This window comes from Parasphingomonas caseinilytica, from assembly GCF_036663755.1.
GTDB lineage: Bacteria > Pseudomonadota > Alphaproteobacteria > Sphingomonadales > Sphingomonadaceae > Sphingomonas.
This window is the reverse complement of record NZ_JAXOJL010000002.1, coordinates 260,684-286,290: the sequence shown is the minus strand read 5'-3', so window position 1 is coordinate 286,290 and position 25,607 is coordinate 260,684. Positions and strand designations below refer to the sequence as shown.

Sequence of the window (25,607 nt, the reverse complement as noted above, 5' to 3'; positions counted from 1 at the left end):
GAACGGTTAACCGCCTAGAGGCTGCGCCACACCCATCACGGAGATCATCATGAGTGACGTTATCGGCGCGGAACAGTTGCGCCTTCTGATCGAGCGGATCGAGCGGCTCGAGGAAGAGAAGAAGGGCATCGCCGACGACATCAAGGACGTCTACGCCGAATCGAAATCGAACGGCTACGATACCAAGACGATGCGCGCGATCGTCCGCCTGCGCCGGATGGAAAAGCATCACCGCGACGAGGCCGAGGCTCTGCTCGAGACGTATAAAGTCGCACTTGGCCTGGCATAACGCCTGTTGGGATTGCCGCGCATGGACCACCGCATCTCGGAACTCGCACAGCGCCTGCTCGGCAAATCGAGCCAGGCGCTGGATGAGGAGGAGCGGCGCGTCCTGCTCGGAATTCAGGACGGCACCACCGTCAGCCGCGATGCGGCGGACGTGTCCGACGAGCGCTCCACCTTCGGGGAGCGCCTGTCGGACCGGGTCGCGGCGGTCGGCGGGTCGTGGGGCTTCATCACCGCATTCACGGTCGTGCTGTTCGGCTGGATGCTGCTCAATTCGGATGTGCTGGCGCATTTCGGCGCGGCGTTCGATCCCTATCCCTACATCTTCCTCAACCTGATGCTCTCGACGCTCGCCGCGGTGCAGGCGCCGATCATCATGATGAGCCAGAACCGGCAATCGGCGAAGGATCGCGTCGCCGCCAGCCTGGATTACGAAACCAATCTGCGCGCCGAACTCGACATCCTGCGGCTGCACCACAAGCTCGACGCGGAGGTGATCGAGCGCCTGTCGCGACTGGAGGCGAAGATCGACGGCTTGGCATCCGCCGCTTCCAAGGGCTAGAAGCGCGCCCGAAGAGACGAGAGAGCATCATGGCAGGCCATTCCAAATTCAAGAACATCATGCACCGCAAGGGTGCGCAGGATAAGAAGCGGTCGTCGCTCTTTTCCAAGCTCAGCCGTGAAATCACCGTCGCCGCCAAGATGGGCCTGCCCGATCCGGACATGAACCCGCGCCTGCGCATGGCTGTCAACGCGGCCAAGGCGGCGTCCCTGCCCAAGGACAATATCCAGCGCTCGATCGACAAAGCGAGCCGCGGCGATGCCGAGACGTACGAGGAAATCCGGTACGAGGGCTTCGGCCCGGGCGGCGTGTCGCTGATCATCGAGGCGCTGACCGACAATCGCAACCGCACCGCCACCAACGTCCGCACGGCGGTCGCCAAGAATGGCGGCAATCTGGGCGCCGGCGGATCGGTGAGCCACGCCTTCGATCGCCTCGGCCTGATCAATTATCCGGCCAGCGCCGGGAATGCCGATGCGGTGTTCGAGGCGGCCCTCGAGGCCGGGGCCGAGGACGTGACGTCGAGCGAGGACGGCCACGAAATCTGGACCTCGAACGAAAGCCTGCACGAAGTCGTCAAGGTGCTGACCCCGGTGCTCGGCGAACCCGAAGGCGCGAAACTCGCCTGGCGTCCGCAGATCATGGTCGACGTAAGCGAGGGCGATGCCGCGACCTTGTTCAAACTGCTCGACTCGCTCGACGATGATGACGACGTCCAGACGGTATGGGGCAATTACGAAGTCTCCGACGACGTCATGGAGAAACTCGGTTGAGTTCTCCCCTCCCGCCTGCGGGAGGGGTCGGGGGAGGGCGGGCTCCCAGGCTACGACCTGAGCTTTCGGCATTCCCTCCCCTAACCCCTCCCGCAAGCGGGAGGGGAATATGATCATCCTGGGCTTGGACCCCGGCCTCGCCACCACCGGCTGGGGCGTCATCCGCGCGGAAGGCAATCGCCTGTCGCACGTCGCCAACGGCCATTTGAAGACCGACAACAAGGAAGCGCTCGCCCGCCGCCTGTCGCATCTCGACAGCATGATCTCCGCCCTGATCGCCGATCATGCGCCCGCCGGCGCTGCGGTGGAGGAGGTGTTCGTCAACACCAACCCGCAATCAACACTCAAGCTCGCGCATGCCCGCGGCGTCATCATGGCGGCGGCCGGGCGCAGCGGAATCGATGTCGGCGAATATGCTGCGCGCCTCGTCAAGAAGGCCATCGTCGGCACCGGCGCGGCCGAGAAGGCGCAGGTCCATGCGATGGTCGCCCGCCTGCTGCCTGGCATCAAGATCGTCGGCGCGGATGCTGCGGACGCACTGGCCGTGGCGATCTGCCACGCGCACCATGTGGCGAGCGCGCGCCGCATCCCGTGATTTCGCTTTCCTACCGGGCTGTGTTCCGGTTATGTCCCGCAAATGACCGCTCCGACCCTCTCCGCTGCGTATCGCCGTAAAGCTGGCGGCAGCGTGACGCTGGGCTCCGTTTCGTGTGACTTTGTGTGAACTTCGGGGTCGAACGATGATCGCGCATCTGAAAGGCATCCTCAGCGCCACCGATATCGACCATGCGGTGATCGACGTCGGCGGTGTCGGCTATCTCGTCGGCGCATCCTCGCGCACCTTGTCCGCGATCGGGCCGGTGGGTGAGGCGTGCATGCTGCATACCGAGATGCTGGTGGCCGAGGATTTCATCCGCCTGGTCGGTTTCGCCAGCGCGGCGGAGCGCGACTGGTTCCGCCTGCTCACCAGCGTGCAGGGCGTCGGCGCCCGCGTCGCGCTGGCGATCCTCTCCGCGCTCGAACCCGGCGATCTGTCCCGCGCCATCGCCGCGCAGGACAAGGCGATGGTAGCCCGCGCCAACGGCGTCGGCCCGAAACTCGCCGAACGCATCGTGCGCGAACTCAAGGACCGGATCGGCGCGGTCGCGATCGGCACGCCCGGCCTAGCCTCGCCGGTCGGGGCCGGGGCGGACGCCGTCTCCGCCATGCTCAACCTCGGCTTCCGCCCCGCCGAAGCCAATGCGGCGGTGGCGAGTGCGGAGGAGGAACTGGGCGCAGGCGCGACGCTGGATGCGCTGGTGCGGCTGGCGCTCCGGAAGGCGGCGAAGTGATCGGTGGGTTGATGACCGATATTGGCCTAGAACCTCGACTGGATTATATTCACGAGATGACACAGCTCTCCATATCGATGCCGCCCGCGTTGCAGACCTGGGTCGATGCCCGCTTGTCGGAGGGCAGCTATGCCGACGCGGCCGATTATCTCCGCGACCTGGTGCGCCGCGATCAGGCCCACGCGTCCGCCGATCGCCAATGGCTGAAGGCAATGATCGACGAGGGGCTGGCATCGGGTGTGCTCGAAGGCACGCCGGAGGACGTGCTTGACGACATCCTGAACGAGGATCCGAATCTGCGTGCCTAAGGCGCAGATCGGTTCGGCGGCTCGCGACGATCTGCGGGACATCCGGATTTACAGCAAAGCCGCTTTTGGTACAGTCGCCGCCCGCGCCTATCTGCTTGGATTACGTGGCGTTTTTACCTTCGTTGGCGAGAACCCCTCGGCAGGTGTCGCTGAGAACGATTTGGGCAACGGAATGCGAAGTTACGGCTATCGATCGCACCGCGTTTATTATCGCGCTGATGCTGCGGGTATCCTGATCGTTCGAATTCTGCATCATGCGAGAGACGTGCCGCGTGTTATGGGCGGCGGTGCATGACCGACGACCGTATCCTCACCCCCCAACGCACGCCGGAAGACGTCGACGCCGCGCTGCGCCCCAAGAACCTCGACGATTTCGTCGGGCAAAAGGCGGCGCGCGAAAACCTGCGCATCTTCATCGCCGCCGCCAAGGCACGCGGCGATGCGCTGGATCACGTGCTGTTCTTCGGGCCCCCCGGCCTCGGCAAGACCACGCTGGCGCAGATCGTCGCGCGGGAAATGGGCGTCGGCTTCCGCGCCACCTCGGGCCCGGTGATCGCCAAATCGGGCGATCTCGCCGCCTTGCTCACCAATCTCGAGGATGGCGACGTGCTGTTCATCGACGAGATCCACCGCCTCGCGCCCGCCGTCGAGGAGGTGCTGTACCCGGCGATGGAGGATCGCGCGCTCGATCTGATGATCGGGGAGGGGCCGTCGGCGCGCAGCGTGCGGATCGATCTGCCGCGCTTCACGCTCGTCGGCGCGACGACGCGGCAGGGGTTGCTCACCACCCCCTTGCGCGATCGCTTCGGTATCCCGGTGCGGCTGCATTTCTACACCGTCGATGAGCTGGAGCGCGTGGTGACGCGCGCCGCGAGCCTGCTCGGCCTGGGCATCACCCCGGACGGCGCACACGAGATCGCGCGCCGCTCGCGCGGCACGCCGCGCATCGCCGGGCGGCTGCTGCGCCGGGTGCGCGATTTCGCCCATGCCGCCGGGCACGACACGGTCGATGCCAAGGCGGCGGATCATGCGCTGAACCGACTGGAGGTCGATTCGCTCGGCCTGGATGCGATGGACCGGCGCTATCTGACGATGATCGCCGACATCTATCGCGGTGGCCCGGTCGGCGTGGAGACGCTGGCGGCGGGCCTCAGCGAACCGCGCGATACGATCGAGGAAGTGATCGAGCCGTATCTGATCCAGCTCGGCCTCGTCGCCCGCACCGCACGCGGACGCTGCCTGAACGCGCTCGGCTGGAGGCATCTCGGCCTGAACCCTCCGGAAGGTGCGCAAGAGGGGCTGTTCGATTAATTACTTGCGCGCCGCCCGGTAGAACCGACCCCCACAACCTGCTAGCTCCGCGAAATGCCATCCGCCGTCGCCTCCGCCCGCGAAATCCTCGTCCGCCTGCACGACGTGATGGCGTCGCGCACGGCCGCGCAGGCCAAGCTCAACGCCGTGGTCAACATCGTCGGCGAGGCGATCAACAGCGAGGTCTGCTCGATCTACCTGCTGCGCGACGGCGTGCTCGAACTCTATGCCACGCGCGGCCTGTCACAAGAGGCGGTGCACGTCACCAAGCTGGCGCTGGGCGAGGGGCTGGTCGGCACGATCGCCGAGTTCGTCGAGGTGCTGAACCTCGACGAGGCGACCAGCCACCCCAATTTCGTGCACAATCCTGAAACGGGCGAGGAGCGCTTCCACAGCTTTGCCGGCGTGCCGATCATCCGCCGCGAACGCGCGGTCGGCGTGCTGGCGATTCAGCATGTCGATCAGCGCAAATATGACGATGTCGAGATCGAGGCGCTGCAGACCGTCGCGATGGTGCTGTCCGAACTGATCGCCAATGCCGATCTGGTCGATGCCAGCGCCGCCGCCAATCTGCGCCCGCAATCCACCGCCGCCGTGCGCATCCCCGGCCTCAAGCTGGTCGAAGGCATGGCCAGCGGCTTTGCGGTCTATCACCAGCCGCGCGTCACGATCGAACATACCGTCGCCGAGGATACCGAGGCCGAGCGCCACCGCGTCTATGCCGCATTCGACCGGATGCGCGAGCAGATCGATCGCATCGCCTCGCAGGCCGAATTCGGCGGTGCCGGCGAACATGACGAGGTGCTCCAGACCTACAAGATGTTCGCCTATGACGAGGGCTGGGCACGGCGCATCAACGAAGCGATCGATTCCGGGCTGACGGCGGAGGCCGCGATCGAGCGCGTGCAGCAACGTACCCGTGCCCGGATGCGGCAGATCGACGATCCGTTGCTGGCCGATCGCATGCACGATCTGGAGGATCTGTCGAACCGCCTGTTGCGCATCGTCTCCGGCCAGATGGGCACGGCGGCGCAGGGCGGCCTGAAGCAGGATACGATCCTGATCGCGCGTAACCTCGGCCCGGCCGAGCTGCTCGAATATGATCGCCGCCGTCTGAAGGGCGTGATCCTGGAGGAGGGATCGCTCACCGCGCACGTCACGATCGTCGCACGCGCGATGGGCGTGCCGGTGCTAGGCCGCGTCAAGGGTGTGCGTCGCGCGATTGCAGAGGGCGACATGCTGCTGCTCGACGTCACAGCCGAGGCGAACGTCTTCGCGCGGCCGTCACCGGCGATCGAGGAAGCATTCGAGACCAAGCTACAGATGCGCCAGAAGCGCCGCGCCGCCTTTGCCGCGCTGAAGAACGAATTGCCGGTCACCAGGGACGGCCACCGCGTCACCGTGATGGTCAATGCCGGCCTGCGCGACGACGTGGCGGCGCTCGACGTCACTGGCGCGGACGGGATCGGCCTGTTCCGCACCGAATTCCAGTTCCTCGTCTCCGCCACCTTGCCGACCAAGGCGCAGCAGCAGCGGCTCTACAAGGACGTGCTGGACGCGGCGGGCGACCGGCCCGTGATCTTCCGCACCGTCGATATCGGTGGCGACAAGGCTTTGCCCTATCTCGTCAAGGACGATGCCGAGGAGGAGGAGAATCCGGCGATGGGCTGGCGCGCGCTGCGCCTTGCGCTCGATCGCGACGGTCTGATGAAGGTACAGGCCCGCGCATTGCTGGAGGCGTCGGCAGGGCGCACCCTGAGCGTGATGTTCCCGATGGTTTCCGAGCCGTGGGAATATGACGAGGCGCGCAACCTGTTCGAGGCACAGCGCGACTGGATGCGCAAACGGGGCAAGAAGCTGCCGATCGAAATTCGCTACGGGGCAATGCTCGAAGTACCGGCGCTGGCCGAAATGCTCGACCAATTGCTGCCGAAACTCGATTTCCTGTCGATCGGCACCAACGATCTGACGCAATTCCTGTTCGCCGCCGATCGCGCCAATCCCAAGCTCGCCGAGCGGTACGACTGGCTCAGCCCGGCGATCCTCCGCTTCCTGGCGCGCGTCCAGGCGCCGGTCGCGGCGGCGGGCAAGCCGCTGGCGGTGTGCGGCGAGATGGGCGGGCGTCCTCTGGAGGCGATGGCGCTGATCGGCCTAGGCATTGATCGCCTGTCGATCACCCCGGCGGCGGTCGGCCCGATCAAGGCAATGGTGCGTTCGCTCGATCGCGCTGCCTTGATGGCCAAGATGCAGGCATTGTTGGTCGAATCCCCGCGCGACATGCGCGGTGCGCTTTCAATCTGGGCGGCGGAAAACGGCGTCGAACTGGCGTAATGATGTGACAGCGGGCCGCGCGGGGCGTTGACACTTGAGTGCCCCTTTGTGAGACACGTTTGCAAGACATGCAGGATATCAACGGGCCGCACCCTTCCTGCCGGAGATGGAAATGACCGACCTACCGCCGGCAGAAGACGCCACCCTGTTCCCCAAGACGGCGGGGGAGCGGTTGCGCGAGGCGCGTGAGGCGCAAGGCTTGTCGCTGGCGGAAATCGCCGCGCGCACGCGCGTACCGGTGCGTCATCTGGAGGCGATCGAGACCGACAGTTTCAAGACGATGCCTTCGGTCACCTATGCGGTCGGTTTCGCCAAGGCCTATGCCCGCGCGGTCGGGCTGGACGAAGTGGCGATCGCCCGCGAGGTGCGCGGGCAGGACATCGGCGTGCGGCGCACCGAATACGAACAATATGAGATCGACGAACCGTCGCGCACGCCCTCGTTCGGACTGGCGGTCGTTGCCGGGGTGATCGTCGCTTTGCTGCTGCTCGGCGTCGGATTGTGGTACGGCACCAACCTGTTCCGGGGCGGTTCCGCGACACCGGCCGCGGCGACCGACAATGCCGAGATCATGCCGCCCGCGCCTGTCCCTTCGGCTGCTCCGAAGCCTGCCGCCGCGCCGGCTAGTGGTCAGGTCGTGCTGACCGCGACGGACGAGGTGTGGATGCGGGTCTATGACGCGACCGGCAAGACGCTGTTCCTGAACACGTTGAAGCCGGGCGAGAAATACGATGTGCCCAGCGACGCCAACGGCCCGATGATCAATGTCGGTCGTCCGGACAAATTGCAGGTGACGCTCAACGGATCGGCCCTGCCTCCGCTTGGCAGCGGGCGCGTGGCAATCAAGGACGTGCCGATCGGCGCTGCAGCACTCAGCGCACGCGCCAGTGGCACGCCGGCACCGACATCGTCCCCGACGAGCAAACCGGCAACGCGGGAAACGAACACGCCGCCGGCGGCCTTCCGCAACGAGCCTTCGGCCGCACCGGCCCGCTTGCCCGGCGCCCAGCCGCGAGTTTCGCGCCTGCCGCCAAGCCAGCCGCCGCCGGAGGCCGCGCCGCCTGTCCTGGTGCCGGCGCCCGCACCGACCACCAATCCTTGAGGCTGGCGACAGGATGACGATCTCCAATATGTTTCCACGTCACTCGCACCGGGGGGTGTCCATGCGTACCTGTCTCACCACGATCGCAATCCTGCTCGGCACGGCGGCACTGCCCGTCCTTCCGGCGACGGCGCAATCGCGCGATGCCAGTGTCGAGGTGCGGGTCGATCGGCTCGAGGGCCAGATGCGCGCGGTGCAGCGCAAGGTGTTCCCAAGTGCGAACGGCAAGCTGATCCAGCCCGAGATCACCGGTGCCGAGGCGACGACCAACCCGATCGGCACGCCTGCCGACACGCCGGTCACCGATCTCACCGCGCGGGTCAACGCGCTCGAATCGCAGCTCAGTTCGATGACCGGGCAGATCGAGCAGAACCAGTTCAAGCTGCGCCAGATCGAGGAAGGCTTTACCGCCTACAAAAGCGCCACCGACGCTCGCCTGAAGGCGCTGGAAGGCACGGCAGCGCCGGTTGCTTTGTCGACCGCCCCGACGATGGGGGAACAGGTACGCCCGACGCCGGCCAAGCTCGTGTCCACCGCGGCCGCCAAGCCCGATCCGGCTGCCACGACGAAGCCAGCACCCACGGCGACCGCCAAGGATCCGGCCCGCGCCGATCGCCTCGCCGCGGTCGAGAAGCCCGCGACCGACGATGCCGGTGAAGACACCTACAATTACGGCTACCGCCTGTGGGAGGCGAAATTGTATCCGGAGGCCGAAACGCAGTTCAAGGCGCTGGTAAAGGATTACCCGCAGCACCGTCGCCTCAGCCGCGCGCAGAACATGCTCGGCCGCGCGCTGCTCGACGATGGCAAGCCCAACCTCGCCGTCCTCGCCTTCTACGACAATTACCGCAATCAGCCCAAGGGCGACCGCGCGCACGAAAGTCTCTATTATCTGGCCCAGGCGCTGACGATCCTGAAGAAGCCGTCGACCGAGATCTGCAAGGTCTATGACGAACTGACCCAAGTCTATCCCGAGAAACTGAACGACGCGATGAAGGCTGGCGTGGCGAAGGGCCGTGTGGCGCAGAAGTGCGGGAAATGATGCGGGCCGGCCGCTGACGGCGCGCGCCGCAGCGGTCGCGCGCTTCCGCGATGACGTGGCGGCGGCGTTGCGGCGACCGGTGGCCCCGGACGATATCATCGCCATCGCCGTATCCGGCGGGCCGGACAGCATGGCCCTGCTCGCGCTGGCCGAGGCAGCGTGGCCGGGGCAGGTGATTGCCGCAACGGTCGATCATGGGTTGCGCGCGGAGGCTGCGGACGAGGCGGCGATGGTGGCGGACTATTGCCTAACCCTCGGCACTTCCCCGGCGAAGGCCGGGGCCCAGTCGCGCAACGCCGATGACGACGCGCATCACAAGCCAATTAAAACCTTCCCGACTGGGCCCCGGCCTTCGCCGGGGAACGGCAGTGGGCAAAGCATCCCCCACACCACGCTAACCCCCGCCACCCCGCTCGGCACCGCCAATCTGCAAGCCGCCGCCCGCACCGCGCGCTACGCGCTGCTCACCGATTGGGCACGCGACGCCGGGGCGACGATCCTCACCACCGCGCATCATGCCGACGATCAGGCCGAGACCTTCCTGATGCGCGCCGCACGCGGGTCCGGGCTTGCGGGTCTCGCCGCGATCCGGCCCCGGCAGCAGATCGAGCATAATCTGATCCTGCTTCGCCCGTTGCTCGACTGGCGCAGCGCCGAACTCCGCACGCTGGCCGAGGGCTGGAAACTGCCGTTCGTGGACGATCCCAGCAACGCCAGCGCCCGCTACGATCGCACTCGCTTCCGCACGCTGCTCAATCAAAACCCGTGGCTCGATGCCGACCAGATCGCCCGGTCCGCCGCCCATCTAGCCGAGATCGACCATGATCTCCGCGCATTGGAAATCTGGCTGCTCGAAACCCACGGTCTGCCCGCAAATCCCGGCGAACGCCGTAGCGACGTGGCGGGCCTGCCACGCGAAGTACGCCGTCGTCTTGCCCGCGCCACGATCACGGCCGTGCGCACCGATCGGGCGATTCTCACTCCCGCCTGGACACCGGCGACCAATATCGAATCGCTGCTGGATGCGCTGGAGGCGGGGAAAGGGGCCACTCAGGCCGGAGTAATGGCCTCGGCAACCGCGAATATCTGGCGGTTTCGGGCCGCTCCGCCGCGTCGGAACACCTGATCGGCATATTCTCTTTTCTGTTCCATTGCCATTAACCTCCCTGCGCCTATCTTGTTGGATGAAGCTAGGTGCGTGGGAATCCAATGAACGATAACGACAAGCAGCCCGGTCAGGACGGTAACGGCCCCAACCCGTGGATGAAAAGCCTGCTGATCTGGGTCGGCATCCTGCTCGCGCTCGCGGTGTTCGTCACGATGTTCGATGCGCCGAACCGCCAGCCGCAGGGCACGGCGATCGCCTATTCGTCGTTCCTGGACAAGGTTCAGGAAGGCAGCGTCAAGGACGTGAACGTCGCCGGTGAGGTCATCTCCGGCACGCTGACCAACGACACCAAGTTCAAGACCTATGCGCTGCCCGATCCGCAGCTGATCGATCGCCTGCGCGCCAAGAACGTGGCGATCACCGCCAAGCCCGAGGAAGGCCCGGCGATCTGGCAGGTCATGCTGATCAATTCGCTGCCGTTCCTGCTGTTCCTCGGCATCGCCTTCTTCGTGCTGCGCCAGATGCAGAAGAATTCCGGCAGCGGCGCGATGGGCTTCGGCAAGAGCCGCGCCAAGATGCTGACGCAGAAAGAAGGTCGCGTGACCTTCGCCGATGTCGCAGGCATCGACGAAGCGCGCGAGGAGCTGGAGGAAATCGTCGAGTTCCTGAAGGATCCGACCAAGTTCGCCCGCCTCGGCGGCAAGATCCCCAAGGGTGCCCTGTTGGTCGGCTCGCCCGGCACCGGCAAGACGCTGCTCGCCCGCGCGATTGCTGGTGAGGCTGGCGTGCCGTTCTTCACCATTTCCGGGTCTGACTTCGTCGAGATGTTCGTCGGCGTCGGCGCGAGCCGCGTGCGCGATATGTTCGAACAGGCCAAGAAGTCGGCACCGTGCATCGTCTTCATCGACGAAATCGATGCGGTCGGCCGCCATCGTGGCGCTGGGCTGGGCAATGGTAACGACGAACGCGAACAGACGCTCAACCAGTTGCTGGTCGAGATGGACGGGTTCGAGGCTTCGGAAGGCATCATCATCGTCGCGGCGACCAATCGCCCCGACGTGCTCGATCCTGCGCTCCTGCGTCCGGGCCGTTTCGATCGCCGCGTGACGGTTCCGCTGCCGGATATCGAAGGCCGTGTGAAGATTCTCGAAGTGCATATGAAGAAGGTGCCGTTGGCACCCGACGTCGATGCCCGCACGCTCGCGCGCGGCACGCCGGGCATGGCCGGTGCCGATCTGGCGAACCTCGTCAACGAGGCGGCCCTGATGGCGGCCCGTCTCGGCAAGCGGCTCGTGGCGATGGCGCAGTTCGAACTGGCCAAGGATCGCGTGATCATGGGCACCGAGTGGAAATCACTCGTCATGACCGACGATGAGAAGCGCATGACCGCCTATCACGAGGCCGGCCACGCCTTGGTCCGCGTGCATGAAAAGGCGTCCGATCCGATCCACAAGGCGACGATCATCCCGCGCGGCGGTGCCCTGGGCATGGTGGTCTCGATGCCGGAGCGCGACAATTATTCGTACCACCGCGACAAGATGTACGCCGATCTGGCGTCCGTCATGGGCGGTCGTGTCGCTGAGGAAGTAATCTTCGGCCACGACAAGGTGTCTAGCGGCGCATCGTCGGACATCAAGCAGGCGACCAAGCTCGCCCGCGCGATGGTGACGCAATGGGGCATGTCGGATTCGATCGGCCCGCTTCAGTACGAGGAACAGCAGGGGGAAACCTTCCTCGGCTATTCGCAGACGCAGCGGCACAATATGTCGAACGAGACGGCACTGGCGATCGACGGCGAAATCCGCCGGTTGGTCGAGGACGGGCACAAGCGGGCGACCGAGCTGATCACGCGCCACGTCGATCAGTTGCATGAGATCGCAGGTGCCTTGCTCGAATTCGAGACGATCACCGGCGACGAGATCAAGGCGCTGATCGGGGGCACGCCGATCGACCGGGAGGGCGGCCCGAAGGCGCCGACGCTGGCGGCAGCTGGCACCTCGATCCCCAAGACCAAGCGTCCCAAGGGTCCGTTCGGCAGCCCGACCCCGCTCGGGGCGTAATCCGAGCCACTTAATCGACCGTTCATCGCGGTCCTCATAGCCCTCCCGCAAGCATGCTTGCGGGAGGGTTTTTGATATGAAGCGGACAGGTTTGGCATTTGCGCTGGCGTGCTTGGCGGCGGTTTCCGTGCAGGCGGCCCCGCCCGTCGCTCCGCCGACGCCGACGCCTACGTCGATGTCGGTGCGCACGTTTCTCGCCAAGGTCGCCAAACTGAAGGGCCTTGGTCCGCTGGCGCTGGCCTCGTCCGATCTGACGCAGGTCAAGGAGGCGGCACGGTCTGCCGGTCTGGCGCTCAAGGCGGATAGCGATGCGCGCGAGGCGGCGGGCAAGCCGCCGCTCGCCTGCCCGCCCAAGGGCACCAAGATGGGCGGCGGCGAATTCCTCGCCGCACTGGAATCGATCCCTGCGGCGGAACGCGACATGCCACTGAAACAGGGCTTCGCGCGCGTTCTGGTCAGCCGCTACCCCTGCGCCAAGAAGGCGTAGCCGGACCTAGCCGGTCAAGCCCATCGCCAGCAGCAGGATGCAGAACGCGATGAGCGCGACGAAGGCGAAGACGAGCAAAGCGATGGTCCGCCAAAGCGCCGATCGTTTGCGCAGATCATAAGCGCCGCGCAGTTGCGCGAACATGTGGATCGGCGGTGCGAATGCGACGATCATCGAGAAGATCCAGTCCGGCGCCGCGATCTTTTGCAGCAGGCTCAGCACCACCACCAGCCCCATCATGAAGGCCAGCGAATAGGTCACGAAGATCGCATGGTCGTATAATTTGTAGCGCCGCCGCCACAGGAACAGCAGAGCGACGAACGGCGTGGAGATGGGAATGAGCGCCCAGCTGTATTTGTAGGCGCTCGATTGCAGCTTGTAGAGCATAAGGCCGGGATTGGCATTGGCCTTGGCGATGCCGCGATCCAGCGCCGGCCAGCCGGTCTTCATGTCGGTGAAGGTGAAATCGTTATCGCCGGGCTTCACGCCGACGATCGCGGTACGCGCTCGCTTCATGCCCGTGATCGTCCCTTCGAGCGCGACGAAATCGGCCTCGGTCTTGTCGCCGGGCGAGGCCTTGTCCTTTTGCAGTTCGGTCGTGGCCGCGGCGATCTGGGCATCGAGTTTGTGGGTCGCTTCGGCGCGCTGCGCCGCCGTCATGTTCGAATTGCCGAAGTCGCCACTGAAAGTGTGGATCGTCGCGAACATCAGGAACACGGTGAACAGGAACAATGCGAGGGGCGATACGAACCGCGCGCGTTCGCCCGCGACATACCGCCGCGTCAGCGCCCCCGGATGCAGCACCAGCATCGGGATCGTGCGCCAGATCTTGCCCTCGAAGTGGAAGACGCCGTGCAACAGATCGTGCCCGATCGACCCGAGCGTCCGGTGGACATGCTCGTTCTGCCCGCAGGCGTGGCAATATTCGCCGATCAGGGCGGTGCCGCAATTCAGGCAGATGCCATGGGCATGATCGCCGCCATGCGATTCGCCCGCGCGTGGCTCGACTGCGCGGCCCAGCAAGGTGCCGGTGGCGATATCGCCGATTGCTCCGATTTCCCCCGTCATCGCGGCGGAACCTATCACCGGATCGACGGAAAGCGATAGGGCTTTGGCAGTGATCGCAGGGCGTGATAGCGAAAGCGGCATGAGCGAAACTATCGATCCCGCCGCCCTGATTGCAGACATGGGCCACCGCGCCCGCGCGTCCGCCGGGATCGTCGGCGCGCTGCCGGCGGATGCGAAGTCGTGTGGACTGACCGCCGCCGCGCAGGTGCTCCGCGATGCCGCACCGGAGATCCTTGCCGCCAATGCGCTGGATATGGCTCACGGGCGGGAGATCGGGCTGTCCGGTGCGATGCTCGACCGGCTGATGCTCGATGAGGGCCGGATCGACGGCATGGCGGCCGGCGTCGCGGCGATCGCCGCTCTCCCCGATCCGGCGGGCACGGTGATGGATCGGACGGTGCGGCCCAACGGCCTCGTTCTGTCGCGCGTGCGCGTGCCGATCGGGGTGATCGGCATCATTTACGAAAGCCGTCCCAACGTCACCGCCGATGCCGCCGCTTTGTGTGTGATGGCTGGCAATGCGGTGATCCTGCGCGGTGGATCGGAGGCGGCGCACAGCAATTGCGCGATCCATGCCGCGTTCGTGCGCGGGCTGGCGGAGGCGGGGCTGCCCAAAGACATCGCGCAACTCGTGCCGATCACCGATCGCGCGGCCGTCGGTGCGATGCTGGCGGCGGACGGGTTGATCGACCTGATCGTGCCGCGCGGTGGCAAGAGCCTCGTCGCGCGGGTGCAGGCCGAGGCGAAGGTGCCGGTGTTGGCGCATCTCGACGGCATCAACCATGTCTACGTCCACGCCTCGGCCGATCGGGCGATGGCGGAGGCGATCGTCGTCAACGCCAAGCTGCGCCGCACCGGCGTGTGCGGCGCGATGGAGACGCTGCTGATCGACCGCGATTACCCGCATGGCGAGGCTTTGCTCCGCGCGCTGGCCTATGCCGGATGCGAGGTGCGCGGAGACGCCGCCGCCCGCGCACTCGATCCGTCGATCGCGCCCGCCGGCGACGCGGACTGGGACACCGAATATCTCGAAGCGATCGCTTCCGCCGCGATCGTGGACGGCGTGGACGATGCGGTGGCACACATCGCCGCGCACGGATCGCACCATACCGACGCGATCGTCGCCGAAGACGAGGATGCGGCGAACCGCTTCCTCGCCGCCGTCGATAGCGCGATCGTGCTATGGAACGCCTCCACCCAATTCGCCGATGGCGGGGAATTCGGTCTTGGCGCGGAAATCGGGATCGCCACGGGACGCTTACACGCACGCGGCCCGGTCGCGCTGGAGGGGTTGACGACGTACAAATGGGTCGGGCGTGGGACCGGGCAGGTACGGGCTTGAGCGATACCGTCACCCTCTGGCGACCTGTCGACCCTGCCGAACTGAAGTTGATTGAGTCAACCGGAATGACGGGATTTCCTCCACGTCTGCCCGATCAGCCGATCTTCTATCCTGTCACTACCAAAGATTACGCGGTGAAAATCGCCCGTGACTGGAACGTGCCCGCCAGCGGGTCAGGGTTTGTCACGCGCTTCGATATACGATGCGATTTCCTGTCAGCCTATCGCATCGAGGAAGCCGGGGGCCGCGCCCACCGCGAATATTGGATTCCAGCGGAAGATCTGCCTGCTTTCAACGCTGCGATTGTCGGTCTGATCGCGGTTGTTCGTCGTTTCCCGGAATGACCCGTATCGGCCTGCTCGGCGGATCGTTCAATCCGGCGCATTCGGGGCATCGCGCGATCAGCCTCGCGGCCATGCGTGCGCTCGATCTGGATGAGGTGTGGTGGCTGGTTTCGCCCGGCAATCCGTTGAAGGCCGGTGCGAAGGACATGGCGCCGCTCGCCATGCGCCTTGCCTCCGCGCGACGCATGGCGCGTCGCGCGCCGATCCGGGCGACCGATATCGAGACCCGGCTCGGCACCCGGTACACCGTCGATACGCTGCAAAAACTCGTTCGCCTGTATCCGAAGAACCGCTTCATCTGGCTGATGGGTGGGGACAATCTGGCGCAGTTCGGCCGCTGGAAATCCTGGCGCACCATCGCGCGTACGATGCCGATTGCGGTGATCGCCCGTCCGGGCTATGAGCATGCTGCCCATGCGGGTCCCGCAATGGGTTGGTTGCGGCGCTGGCAGCGGCCCGCACACCACTCCAAGAGCTGGACGATGTGGAGACTGCCGGCACTCGTGCTGTTGCGATTCCGCCCCGACCCGACCTCCGCGAGCTGCCTGCGCGTGGCCGATCCCGCCTGGATGCGGCACTTCACCCGATCAACATAGGAACTGTCTTGGCCTCTACTTCCCCCGTCATCCGCGCGACCGATCCCGAGGAAGTGGCCGCGCTCCACGCGCTGATCATGGCCAGCCTCGACGACGATCAGGCGGTCGAAACGGTATCGATTCCGCTCGCCGGCAAATCGAGCATCGCAGATTTCATGATCATCGCCAGCGGCCGTTCGACTCGCCAGGTCGCCTCGATGGCGCAGAAGCTGCAGGAGAAGATCAAGGGCGAACTCGGCCGCCAGACGCGGATCGAGGGCCTGCCGACCGCCGATTGGGTGCTGATCGACGCAGGCGATGTGATCGTCCACCTGTTCCGCCCGGAAGTGCGCAGCTTCTACAATCTGGAACGCATGTGGGCGTTCGGCGACGCGCCGGAGCCAGCGCCCACGCCCGCTTTGCATCCGGATTTCGCGGAATTCGATACGTCCGACGATTCGGACGACTGAGACCCCGTGTACCCGGTTCCGTTCGGGCTGAGCTTGTCGAAGCCCATGCTCAGTGCTTGTCCTTCGACAGGCTCTGGACGAACGGTGGCCGGCGCGTGATGCCAGCAGATCGGGGCTAGGGAGATGCTGCTCCATATCGTAGCGCGCGGACGGATCGGGCGCAGCCCGGAGGCGGAGCTGGTCGCGCGCTACATGAAGCGCCTCAACTGGCCGACGCGGATCACCGAATTGCCCGATACCGGCGGCAAGCTGCCCCCGGTCGAACCGCAGACCCGCATCGTCATGCTCGACGAGACCGGCGAGGTAATGCCCTCCAAGGTCTTCGCCGAGAAGCTTGGCCGCTGGCGCGACGACGGCGTGCGCGAGACGCGCTTCATGATCGGCGCAGCCGACGGGTTCGAGGATGCCGATCGGGCGCAGGCCGATCTGCTGCTGTCGTTCGGCCGCGCGACCTGGCCGCACATGCTCGCCCGCGCGATGCTCGCCGAACAATTGTGGCGTGCGACCAGCATTCTTGCCAATCACCCCTATCACCGCGAAGGTTAGGCGATGGGTGCGGGGGCAAAGTATTGTATCGCAGGCGTCGCCTTGGTCGCGGCGTTCGGCGTCGCGATCTCCGCACCGGCGCAGGATCAGCAAAAGCGCCTCGCCGACGCCAAGGCGCAATCCGCCGCCGCCGCCGCGCGCTCCGCCGCGCTGGAGAAGCAGGCCGATGGCGAGCGCGACCAGGCCCGTCAGGCGCGCCAGCAGGAGGCAGCCGTCGCCGCGCGCATCCAGCAGGCCGAGGCAGATATCGCAGCGGGGCAGGCACGGATCGATATCGTCCGCCGCCTGTTAGAGACGCAACGCACGAAGCTCGACCAGCAGCAAGGGCCGATTGTCCGCCTCGTCGCCGCGCTCCAGTCGCTCGCCCGTCGCCCGGTGATGATGAGTGTCGTGCGGCCCGGATCGCTGGAGGATATCGTCCATGTCCGCGCCGTGCTGGCCGGCACGCTCCCGGTTATCCGCGAGCGTACTGCCGGGGTGCGCGCCGATCTCGCCCGCACCCGCCACCTGCAGGCCGATGCGGCCACCGCGACGCAAGCGCTGGCCGAAGCGCGCGGGCGGATGGAGACGCAGCGCCTCACGCTCACCCGGCTGGAGGCGGAACACCGGTTGCGCTCGCGCGATCTGGGCCGCGACGCCTTGTTCGAATCCGATCGCGCCATCGCGATGGGCGAACGCGCGCGCGACATCGTCGACCTGATGGATCAGATGGGCAATCAGGCGAACGTGCGCGAAAGCCTGGCGTCGCTGCCCGGCCCGTCGCCGCGTCCGCTTCGCCCCGGCGAAATCGCCTCGCCGGTCGATACCGCAACCTGGTCGCACGCTGCGCCGCCATACCGTTTGCCGGTGGTCGGCAAGATCGTCACGGGACTCGGCGAACTGTCCGACGCGGGCGTGCGTTCGCGCGGGGTGACGATCGCGGCGGCTGCCGAGGCCACCGTTGTCGCGCCCGCCGCGGGGCGCGTGGCCTATGCCGCGCCGTTTCGTGGCTATGGGACGATTGTCATCCTCGATCATGGCGGCGGCTGGACCTCGCTCGTCTCCGGCCTCAGCCTCGCATCGGTGAAGGTCGGCGAGAGCATCGATCAGGGGCAACCGATCGGGCGGGCCGGTGGGGGTGAGGATTCGCGCGTTACAGTGGAACTGCGCCGCCGGGGGCGTGCGGTGGATATGACGCCGTTGGTGGGGTGAGCACTTTCTCCCTTCCCTGGAAGGGAGGGGGCGGGGGTGGGTTGCTATCGAGGGAACGAAGCGACTGCCCCATACCGACCCACCCCCAGCCCTCCCTTCCAGGGAGGGGAGCCAAAAGGACCGCTCACCTCTCGTTCACCCGCAAGCCGCTTTGATCCGCGCGGAATAACCCGCTAGGGTCACGATCGACCGTATTTCTCCTGTTTCGAAGAGACCCACGTTACATGGCTCGTCCGTTTCTCCAGGCTACCGCGATCGCCCTCGTTCTGGCGGTCGTTCCCGCCGGCACCGCTGCTATGGCGGCGGTCGATACCGATGCGTATCGCGAACTCGATCAGTTCATGGACGTGTTCGCGCGCGTGAAGGCGACCTATGTCGACAAGGTCGATGACAAGGTGCTGATCAAGGGCGCGATCGACGGTATGCTCGCGGCGCTCGACCCGCACAGCGCCTATGAGAGCGGCCTGGATTACGACAATCTCAAGATCCAGACGATGGGCAGTTACGGCGGCCTCGGTCTCACCGTCACGGCGGAGGATGGCGCGGTCAAGATCATCTCGCCGCAGGAGGATACGCCGGGATACCGCGCGGGGCTGAAATCCGGCGACTACATCACGCATATCGACGGCGAGCTGATTTACGGCCAGACGCTGGACGAGGCAATCTCGCAGATGCGCGGGCCCCCGGGCACCAAGGTCGCGCTGACGATCATCCGGCCCGGCCGCGACAAGCCGATCGAGGTCAGCCTGGTGCGCGAGCGGATCGTGCAGCGTCCGGTGAAGTGGGAGGTCAAGAACGGCATCGGCATCCTCAACATCAACACCTTCTCGCAGGATACCGGCAAGGCGGTGCGCGCCGGTATGGCGGGGGTCGAGAAGCAATTGGGCCATGCGCCGATCGGCTGGATCGTCGATCTGCGCGACAATGGCGGCGGCCTTCGTGACGAAGCGATTGAGGTCGCCGACGACTTCCTCAACTTCGGCGAGATCGTGTCCGAGCGCGGGCGTGAGAAGAACGATATCGAGCGCTTCTATGCCAAACCGGGCGATCCCTCGCGCGGCCTGCCGACGATCGTCCTGGTCAATTCCGGCTCCGCCTCGGCGTCGGAGATCGTCGCCGGTGCGCTGCAGGATCAGCACCGCGCGCTGGTGATGGGCGTGCGGTCGTTCGGCAAGGGATCGGTACAGACCGTGCTCGATCTCGGCGGCAACACCGCTTTGCGCCTGACCACGTCGCGTTATTACACGCCGTCGGGCCGATCGGTGCAGGAAGGGGGGATCGAACCGGATATCAAGGTGCCGCAGATCAGCGACCCGGATTACAAGACCCGGCCGGTGTTCCGTGAGGATGACCTGCGCCGCCATCTGATCAACGAGGTCAAGGCCGACGACAAGGCGCTGATGGAGGATACCAAGGACGATCCCCGCTTCACCGCGACGCCGGAGCAATTGAAGGCCAAGGGCATCGAGGACTTCCAGCTCGATTACGCGCTGAAGACGCTGGCACGGTTGGGGCCGGTGCCGAAGAAAGCGGTGGCGAAGAAGTGATGCGGGATCGTTTCAAGACCGCCCGCGCCATAGCGCTGCTGCTTCCCGCCGCCCTGCTTGCCGGGGCATGGGGATCGCAACTCATCGGCCACCTCGTGCCGTGCGAAATGTGCCACTGGCAGCGTTGGCCGCATTACGCCGCCGTCTTGATCGCGGCGCTCGCGTTCTTCGTGCCCGGTACCAGCGCCAGGCGTGCGCTCGTGCTGCTCGCCGCCATCGCCATCGCGATCAGCGGTGCGATCGGCGTGGCGCATGCCGGCGTGGAATATCATTGGTGGCAGGGCTTCACCGCCTGCACCTCGACGGTCGGCGGCAGCGGCGGCACACCCGAGGAGATGCTGGCGCGGATCATGAACGCACCGATCGTGCGCTGCGACGTGGCGCAATGGAGCCTGTTCGGTGTGTCGCTGGCCGGGTTCAACGCGATCTTGTCGCTCGGCGGGGCGGGGGTGATCCTGTACCTGCTCGCGGGTCGCCGGCGGTGACCCGCTGGAAGCCCGGCGACGCAAGAAGCGACACGATTTCGATGATCCGCGTCGATCAGGCCGGCGAATATGGTGCGACACGCATCTATGCCGGTCAATTGGCGGTGATGGGCGATCGCAGCCCCGCCGCGCGGCAGATCGCTGGCATGGCGATCCAGGAGGAGCGGCATCGCGCCTTTTTCGACGCGATGATCGCCCGGCGCGGCGTGCGCCCGACCGTGCTGCAGCCGTTCTGGGACATTGCCGGCTTCGCGCTCGGCGCGGTGACGGCGGCGATCGGGCCGGCGGCGGCGATGGCCTGCACGGTCGCGGTCGAGACCGAAATCGACAAGCATTATGAGGATCAGCTGACTGAACTTGGCAGCGACGATCCCGAACTTGGTGCCGCGATCCGCGATTTTCAGGCCGAGGAGGTCGAGCATCGCGAAACGGCGCTCGCCGCAGGAGCGGAACAGGCGATCGCCTATCCATTACTCAGCGCGGTGATTCGGCTCGGCTGCCGGGTCGCAATCGCGACGGCGAAGCGTATATAATGAAGATCGAACGGGAGCAGGTGTCATGAAATTCGTCCTTCTCGCAGGACTGGGCATTGCCGCCGCGGTCGCCGCTTTGCCCGCCGCCGCGCAGAACGCGCCGCAGAACGGCGTGCTGGTGATCTACGGCAACCAGAAATGCCCGACGACGGAAAGCGGGGAGGAGATCGTCGTCTGCGTCCGTCGCAACGCCAACGAACAGTTCCGCATCCCCAAGGAATTGCGCGAACTGGAAGTCACGCCCGAGAACGAGGCCTGGGCGCTGAAAGCCAAGGCGAACGACAATGTCGGCGCGACCGGCATCGGTAGTTGCACGACGGTCGGGCCGGGCGGTGGCAGCGGCTGCTTCCTGCAACAGGCCAATCGCGTGCGGTCGGAAAACAAGAAAAAGGCCGCCGACGCCAAGAAGGTCGAGGATTCGCTGCCCTGATCGGACCTTGCGCGCTGATGCCCTTGGGATAGGGTAGGGCCGGCATCGGGGGGAATGATGGCGACGATATTCGAAACCGAAGCTGCGCCGAAACTGCAGTCGCTTGCACCGGATACGCTCGAACGCGTGCTGGCGGTGGGTTCCGCCGTGCTGCTCGCCGCCGTTGTCGCGGCGCTCGTGCGCGGACATGCGCATTGGGGCGAGATCCCGGGGATCGTCTGGGCGCATCTGCTCACCATCATGATCGCGCTCGTTCTTACCGCGACGATGCTGTTGCGGCGGCGCGGGGATCGGCCACACCGGGTGCTCGGCACGATCTGGGTTGTCGCGATGCTTGCCACCGCCCTGATCTCGTTCGGGGTGCGCCAGACCAATCCCGGTGGTTTCAGCTTCATCCACATTATCTCGGCCTGGACGGTGATCCAGGTGCCGATCATCTGGTGGAGCGCGCGGACACACAACATCGTGCGTCATCGCCGGTCGGTTCGCGGCATGGTGATCGGCGCGTTGCTCGTCGCCGGTTTCTTCACCTTTCCGTTCCATCGCCTGCTCGGCCAGTGGCTGTTCGGCTGATCCGATGACCAATTCCGCCCCGGTGAGGGGGCCGCACGGCGTGGCGATAGGGCTGTTCATCCTCGTCTGGCTGTCGTGCATCTGGTTCGGATCGAACGAGGTGAACCCGAACAACGCGACGCGCATGTTCGCGGCCATTTCGCTCGCCGAACGCGGCGATGCGACGATCGACGAATTCGAGACGATGACGGTCGATAAGGCGCAGTTCAACGGCCATATCTATATGGACAAGATGCCGGGCATGACGCTGATGGCGCTGCCCTCGGTCTGGATCGCCGATCGCATCACCGGCCAGCGATCCGAGCTTTATCCCTACACGATCCGCGATGCGCGCTTCATCGCCTTCCTGCGGCTACGCCAGTTGTTGACCATTGCCACGACCAGCGCGGTGCTGATCGCGCTTGCCGCCGTGCTGCTGCTCGATCTGGGGGCGGGGATTACCGGTAGCCCGAAGGCGGGGTTGGTCGCGGCGCTCGGCTATGCGCTGGCTACGCCGGCCTGGGGCTGGTCGACCACGGTGTTCGGGCATGCCCCGGTCGGTGCGCTGCTGATGATCGCCGCCTGGGCCGTGTGGCGCGGAACATCGGGGCCGCGCGAGCTGGCGCGGCTGCGCTATCCGATCATGCTCGGCGCGTGTCTCGGCTGGTCCTTGCTGATCGAACTGACGGCGGTGTTCCCGGCGGCGGTGGTCGGCCTGTGGGCGATCTGGCGCACGCGGCACGTTCCCCTTGCGCAACGGCTGCGCCTCGCTGCGATCGCGGCGGTCGCGGGGGCGGTGCTGCTCAGCCCGATGTTGGTCTATAATCAGATTGCCTTCGGCCAGTGGTTCCGGCTCGGCTATCAGGGCGTGGTCGGGTTCGAGGGCATGAACCAGGGGTTGTTCGGCCTGACCTATCCGCATCCCGACATCTTCTTCCAGCTGATCGCCGGGCCGCAACGTGGGCTGCTGTTCGTCGCGCCGATCCTGATCCTCGCGCCATTCGGCCTTGCGCGGCTGATCCGCACTCCCGCCACGCGTGATCTCGGCATCGCCGCGGCAGCACTGGCGATCGTCATGCTGCTCTACAACGCCTCTTATTATTACTGGAACGGCGGCTATTCGACCGGCCCGCGCCACGCGATTCCGGCGATGGCGTTCCTCGCGCTCGGCCTCGCGCCACTCTGGGCGAGCGCCGGTAAAAGCGCCCGGCGCTTGATCGGTGCGCTGCTGGCCCTGAGCCTGTTCATCAACCTCGCCATCGCCGCTGCCGAGGTCACCGCGCCGGACACGATCCTGTTCCCCCTGTGGGATCCGATCCTGAAACATTTCCTGGAATTGCAGATCCGCACCATCCCGAGCGACTGGTGGGGCTGGAAACCGGGCTTCGGCCTCGCACTGTATCTCACCGTCGCGCTGCCCGTATTGTGGTTGCTATGGCACGGCGCGGACTTGTCCGAACCCGCCGCGCGCCCTATTCAGGAGCCGGTCGCGTGACTGGCGAATCGTGGGGCACCACAGGGAAGCGCCGACCGTAGCAGCGCCGTTCGCCTGGGCACCTTCACCGAACGATGGAGCGCCCTGATGCCCGAATTCTCCCCGATCCGCGTCGCCTTCTTGCTCTTCCCGAACGTCACGCAACTCGATCTTACCGGTCCGGCGCAGGTGTTGTCGCGCCTCGGCAATGCGACGATCGATCTGGTCGCGAAAACCCGTGATCCGGTGATGACCGACGCCGGCTTCGCGTTGCTGCCGACCGCCACGTTCGACGACGCGGTCCAGCCTGATATCATGTGCATACCCGGCGGGTTCGGCCTGAACGACGCAATGGAGGATGAAGCGACGATGGCCTGGGTGGCGAAGGTCGCGCCGGGGGCGGAGTGGATCACCAGCGTCTGCACCGGATCGCTATTGCTCGGCGCAGCGGGGCTGCTGACGGGCTATCGCGCGACCTGCCATTGGGCGCAGCACCATCTGCTGTCCGAATTCGGCGCGATCCCGGTGCAGGAGCGCGTGGTGATCGATCGCAACCGCGCGACCGGTGGCGGGGTGACCGCGGGGATCGATTTCGGCTTCACGCTGATGGCGGCGATCCGGGGCGAGGCGCATGCCCGCTTCGTGCAACTGAGCTTGGAATACGATCCCGCGCCGCCCTTCGATGGCGGGTCGCCGCGCCGGGCCGATCCCGCGATGATCGCGCGTTACGAAGCGCTGGCCGTCAAAGCCGCGCCGGGCCGCGACGATCGCACCCGGGCGCTGGCCGCAAAACTCAGCGGCGCTTCATGCCCCTGACGCGGTGCCAGATATAGAAGGCTGCGCCCGCCACCAGCACGACGCCGATGATCGCATCGGCGCTGTGGAACGCCGCCTTGACGCGCGGATCGCTGTTCCATTTGTCGCCCAGCTTCATGCCGACCCAGGCGAGGCCGAAGCACCACGGCCATGATCCGGCGAAGGTGTAGAGGTGGAACGGCAGCAGCTTCATCCGCGCGATCCCGGCGGGAAAGGCGATGAAGGAGCGGATCACCGGCAGCAACCGCCCGATCAGGATCGCGGAATTGCCGAACCGCGCGAAGAAGCGGTCGGCCATGTCCAGTTCGCCCGGCCCGATCAGCACGTACCGGCCCCAGCGCTCGATCGCCGGCCGGCCGCCGCGCTTGCCCAGTTCATAGGCCGGGATCGATCCGATATTGCACCCGATCGCGCCGGCCGTGGCGGCAAGATACAGGTCGAAATGCCCGGTCGAGACAAGATAGCCGGCGAATGGCATGATGATTTCCGACGGCAGCGGGATGCAGGCGGATTCGATCGCCATCAGCAGCGCGATGCCGAGATAGCCTCCGCTGGAGATGACCCAGATGGTGAAGCCGGCGAGGATGCCCAGGATGTGCTCGATCATGGGGCCGTGCGATGCGCGATGCGCGCCGCGAAGGGAAGCCCCCAAATGCCAGCGCGCGTTCAGGCGGGGCGGCACTAAACAGGGCGGGTGAACAGCGGTTATTCCTCGCAGGCCATTGGCCGGTTCGATCGCGACCGCATGTTTGCCGGAGTGGCGGTGGCGGTGTTGCATGTCGCGATCGGCTATCTGCTGGTCGTCGGCCTCGCGCCCGATCTGGTTGCGCGCGGGGCGGATGCGCTGGCCGTGTTCGACGTCGCCTTGCCCAAGCCGCCACCCCCGCCGGAAGCGCCGAAGCCGAAAAAGGCGCGCGACGCACGTAAGACCGGAGCCGCCGCCCCCGCCAATCGCGAGGCTCGCCCGAGCGAGATCGTCGCGCCGCCCGTGCCGCCGCCGCCTATTCCCCCGCCGATCCTCGCTGCGCCCGTGGCGGGGCCGGACGTGCAGGCCGAGTCCGGCGCGGCCCCTTTGCCCGGTCCCGGCACGGGCGGTGGCGGGCAGGGCGAGGGGACGGGCAGCGGCAGGGAGGGAAACGGGCAGGGCGCGGGCGGTCGTGGCAGTTTCGCGCGCAAGATTTCGGGGCAGATCGAGGATCGCGATTACCCCAAGGCCGCCGCACGGGCCGGGATCGGCGGTACCGTCTGGGTGCGCTACACCGTCACGCCCAAGGGCCGCGCGGAGGATTGCCGCGTCACCCGCTCCAGCGGCAATGCCGATATCGACGCCGTTACCTGCAAGCTGATCCTCAAGCGCTTTCGCTACCGGCCGGGGACGGATGCGGCGGGGCGGCCGATATCTTCGGTGGTGGAGGAGGATCATCATTGGTTGATCGAGCGGGACGGGCGGGATGATCCGGACGATCGTTAGGGCCATCGTGACCCCAAAACCCAAAGATCCGTTCGTCCTGAGTAGCGACTGAGCTTGTCGAAG

At 66.1% G+C, this 25,607-nt stretch carries 30 protein-coding genes and 1 riboswitch; of the genes, 28 read left to right on the top strand and 2 right to left on the bottom strand.

Translation table 11 applies throughout. The annotated features are described in order from the left end of the window. The first annotated feature begins 49 nt into the window (after positions 1 to 49). From U1738_RS07800 to U1738_RS07735, 14 genes are all read left to right on the top strand, one after another. Entirely contained in the window at positions 50 to 289 is a 240-nt protein-coding gene (locus U1738_RS07800; protein ID WP_055782068.1) for a DUF2312 domain-containing protein, read from the top strand. Between the two features lie 21 nt (positions 290 to 310). After that, positions 311 to 847 (top strand): DUF1003 domain-containing protein, encoded by a 537-nt coding sequence (locus U1738_RS07795; protein WP_332788476.1) that lies wholly within the window; start codon positions 311 to 313, stop codon positions 845 to 847. 29 nt (positions 848 to 876) lie between these two features. Next, positions 877 to 1,620, top strand: coding sequence for a YebC/PmpR family DNA-binding transcriptional regulator (locus U1738_RS07790; protein ID WP_332788475.1), 744 nt, complete (start codon positions 877 to 879; stop codon positions 1,618 to 1,620). Between the two features lie 109 nt (positions 1,621 to 1,729). Beyond that, positions 1,730 to 2,215: a crossover junction endodeoxyribonuclease RuvC gene (gene ruvC, locus U1738_RS07785; protein ID WP_332788474.1), complete on the top strand. Its 486-nt coding sequence runs from the start codon at positions 1,730 to 1,732 to the stop codon at positions 2,213 to 2,215. A 145-nt stretch (positions 2,216 to 2,360) separates the two neighbouring features. Then, positions 2,361 to 2,951, top strand: a complete 591-nt coding sequence (gene ruvA / locus U1738_RS07780; protein WP_332788473.1) for a Holliday junction branch migration protein RuvA — start codon at positions 2,361 to 2,363, stop codon at positions 2,949 to 2,951. Positions 2,952 to 3,007: 56 nt separating this feature from the next. Then, positions 3,008 to 3,259: a ribbon-helix-helix domain-containing protein gene (locus tag U1738_RS07775; protein WP_332788472.1), complete on the top strand. Its 252-nt coding sequence runs from the start codon at positions 3,008 to 3,010 to the stop codon at positions 3,257 to 3,259. Continuing rightward, positions 3,252 to 3,554, top strand: a complete 303-nt coding sequence (locus tag U1738_RS07770) for a type II toxin-antitoxin system RelE/ParE family toxin (protein ID WP_332788471.1) — start codon at positions 3,252 to 3,254, stop codon at positions 3,552 to 3,554. Before U1738_RS07775 ends, U1738_RS07770 begins: the two co-directional genes overlap by 8 nt. Beyond that, positions 3,551 to 4,570, top strand: a complete 1,020-nt coding sequence (gene ruvB, locus U1738_RS07765) for a Holliday junction branch migration DNA helicase RuvB (RefSeq protein WP_332788470.1) — start codon at positions 3,551 to 3,553, stop codon at positions 4,568 to 4,570. The genes U1738_RS07770 and ruvB overlap by 4 nt, the downstream gene beginning before the upstream one ends. A gap of 54 nt (positions 4,571 to 4,624) precedes the next feature. Continuing rightward, the gene (gene ptsP, locus U1738_RS07760) at positions 4,625 to 6,901 is read left to right on the top strand and encodes a phosphoenolpyruvate--protein phosphotransferase (protein ID WP_332788469.1); all 2,277 of its coding nucleotides are present in this window, start codon (positions 4,625 to 4,627) and stop codon (positions 6,899 to 6,901) included. Positions 6,902 to 7,013: 112 nt separating this feature from the next. Next, positions 7,014 to 8,003 carry a helix-turn-helix domain-containing protein gene (locus U1738_RS07755; protein ID WP_332788468.1) on the top strand — a complete coding sequence of 330 codons (990 nt, stop codon included), beginning with the start codon at positions 7,014 to 7,016 and terminating at the stop codon, positions 8,001 to 8,003. 61 nt (positions 8,004 to 8,064) lie between these two features. After that, the gene (locus tag U1738_RS07750; protein WP_332788467.1) at positions 8,065 to 9,045 is read left to right on the top strand and encodes a tetratricopeptide repeat protein; all 981 of its coding nucleotides are present in this window, start codon (positions 8,065 to 8,067) and stop codon (positions 9,043 to 9,045) included. Beyond that, entirely contained in the window at positions 9,020 to 10,171 is a 1,152-nt protein-coding gene (tilS, locus tag U1738_RS07745) for a tRNA lysidine(34) synthetase TilS (RefSeq protein WP_443026993.1), read from the top strand. The genes U1738_RS07750 and tilS overlap by 26 nt, the downstream gene beginning before the upstream one ends. An 83-nt stretch (positions 10,172 to 10,254) precedes the next feature. Further along, positions 10,255 to 12,213, top strand: a complete 1,959-nt coding sequence (ftsH, locus tag U1738_RS07740; RefSeq protein ID WP_332788466.1) for an ATP-dependent zinc metalloprotease FtsH — start codon at positions 10,255 to 10,257, stop codon at positions 12,211 to 12,213. A gap of 76 nt (positions 12,214 to 12,289) precedes the next feature. Beyond that, complete coding sequence (locus U1738_RS07735) at positions 12,290 to 12,700, top strand: hypothetical protein (protein WP_332788465.1); 411 nt, start codon at positions 12,290 to 12,292, stop codon at positions 12,698 to 12,700. Positions 12,701 to 12,706: 6 nt separating this feature from the next. Here the strand turns inward: U1738_RS07735 and U1738_RS07730 are convergent, their stop codons facing one another. Then, positions 12,707 to 13,768: a DUF3667 domain-containing protein gene (locus U1738_RS07730; RefSeq protein ID WP_332788464.1), complete on the bottom strand. Its 1,062-nt coding sequence runs from the start codon at positions 13,766 to 13,768 to the stop codon at positions 12,707 to 12,709. 79 nt (positions 13,769 to 13,847) lie between these two features. Between U1738_RS07730 and U1738_RS07725 the strand changes: the two genes are divergently transcribed. The 13 genes from U1738_RS07725 (at position 13,848) to U1738_RS07665 (ending at position 24,073) form a co-directional block, all read left to right on the top strand. Next, positions 13,848 to 15,110 carry a glutamate-5-semialdehyde dehydrogenase gene (locus U1738_RS07725; RefSeq protein ID WP_332788463.1) on the top strand — a complete coding sequence of 421 codons (1,263 nt, stop codon included), beginning with the start codon at positions 13,848 to 13,850 and terminating at the stop codon, positions 15,108 to 15,110. Beyond that, positions 15,107 to 15,454 (top strand): hypothetical protein, encoded by a 348-nt coding sequence (locus U1738_RS07720; RefSeq protein WP_332788462.1) that lies wholly within the window; start codon positions 15,107 to 15,109, stop codon positions 15,452 to 15,454. The genes U1738_RS07725 and U1738_RS07720 overlap by 4 nt, the downstream gene beginning before the upstream one ends. After that, entirely contained in the window at positions 15,451 to 16,050 is a 600-nt protein-coding gene (locus tag U1738_RS07715) for a nicotinate-nucleotide adenylyltransferase (protein ID WP_332788461.1), read from the top strand. Before U1738_RS07720 ends, U1738_RS07715 begins: the two co-directional genes overlap by 4 nt. A gap of 8 nt (positions 16,051 to 16,058) precedes the next feature. Further along, the gene (gene rsfS, locus U1738_RS07710) at positions 16,059 to 16,499 is read left to right on the top strand and encodes a ribosome silencing factor (RefSeq protein ID WP_503643682.1); all 441 of its coding nucleotides are present in this window, start codon (positions 16,059 to 16,061) and stop codon (positions 16,497 to 16,499) included. Between the two features lie 123 nt (positions 16,500 to 16,622). Beyond that, a complete protein-coding gene (locus tag U1738_RS07705; protein ID WP_332788460.1) occupies positions 16,623 to 17,045 on the top strand; it encodes a 23S rRNA (pseudouridine(1915)-N(3))-methyltransferase RlmH in 423 nt (140 codons plus the stop codon). A 3-nt stretch (positions 17,046 to 17,048) separates the two neighbouring features. Then, on the top strand, positions 17,049 to 18,236 hold the full coding sequence (locus U1738_RS07700) for a murein hydrolase activator EnvC family protein (RefSeq protein WP_332788459.1): 1,188 nt from the start codon (positions 17,049 to 17,051) through the stop codon (positions 18,234 to 18,236). Positions 18,237 to 18,460: 224 nt separating this feature from the next. Then, on the top strand, positions 18,461 to 19,783 hold the full coding sequence (locus tag U1738_RS07695) for a S41 family peptidase (RefSeq protein WP_332788458.1): 1,323 nt from the start codon (positions 18,461 to 18,463) through the stop codon (positions 19,781 to 19,783). Next, positions 19,783 to 20,268 (top strand): disulfide bond formation protein B, encoded by a 486-nt coding sequence (locus tag U1738_RS07690; protein WP_332788457.1) that lies wholly within the window; start codon positions 19,783 to 19,785, stop codon positions 20,266 to 20,268. Before U1738_RS07695 ends, U1738_RS07690 begins: the two co-directional genes overlap by 1 nt. A gap of 41 nt (positions 20,269 to 20,309) precedes the next feature. Continuing rightward, positions 20,310 to 20,801: a demethoxyubiquinone hydroxylase family protein gene (locus U1738_RS07685; RefSeq protein WP_332788456.1), complete on the top strand. Its 492-nt coding sequence runs from the start codon at positions 20,310 to 20,312 to the stop codon at positions 20,799 to 20,801. A gap of 25 nt (positions 20,802 to 20,826) precedes the next feature. Further along, complete coding sequence (locus tag U1738_RS07680; protein WP_332788455.1) at positions 20,827 to 21,231, top strand: hypothetical protein; 405 nt, start codon at positions 20,827 to 20,829, stop codon at positions 21,229 to 21,231. A 57-nt stretch (positions 21,232 to 21,288) separates the two neighbouring features. Next, on the top strand, positions 21,289 to 21,804 hold the full coding sequence (locus tag U1738_RS07675) for a DUF2306 domain-containing protein (protein WP_332788454.1): 516 nt from the start codon (positions 21,289 to 21,291) through the stop codon (positions 21,802 to 21,804). Between the two features lie 4 nt (positions 21,805 to 21,808). Next, a complete protein-coding gene (locus tag U1738_RS07670; RefSeq protein WP_332788453.1) occupies positions 21,809 to 23,278 on the top strand; it encodes a hypothetical protein in 1,470 nt (489 codons plus the stop codon). Continuing rightward, positions 23,265 to 23,345: riboswitch (ZMP/ZTP riboswitch) on the top strand. Its footprint overlaps the gene before it by 14 nt. 20 nt (positions 23,346 to 23,365) lie before the next feature. After that, positions 23,366 to 24,073 carry a DJ-1/PfpI family protein gene (locus U1738_RS07665; protein WP_332788452.1) on the top strand — a complete coding sequence of 236 codons (708 nt, stop codon included), beginning with the start codon at positions 23,366 to 23,368 and terminating at the stop codon, positions 24,071 to 24,073. Here U1738_RS07665 and U1738_RS07660 read toward each other — a convergent pair. After that, positions 24,051 to 24,680, bottom strand: a complete 630-nt coding sequence (locus tag U1738_RS07660; RefSeq protein WP_332788451.1) for a DedA family protein — start codon at positions 24,678 to 24,680, stop codon at positions 24,051 to 24,053. The two genes, U1738_RS07665 and U1738_RS07660, sit on opposite strands and share 23 nt — an antisense overlap. Positions 24,681 to 24,767: 87 nt before the next feature. Between U1738_RS07660 and U1738_RS07655 the strand changes: the two genes are divergently transcribed. Further along, positions 24,768 to 25,544, top strand: a complete 777-nt coding sequence (locus U1738_RS07655) for an energy transducer TonB (RefSeq protein ID WP_332788450.1) — start codon at positions 24,768 to 24,770, stop codon at positions 25,542 to 25,544. Positions 25,545 to 25,607: the final 63 nt, after the last annotated feature.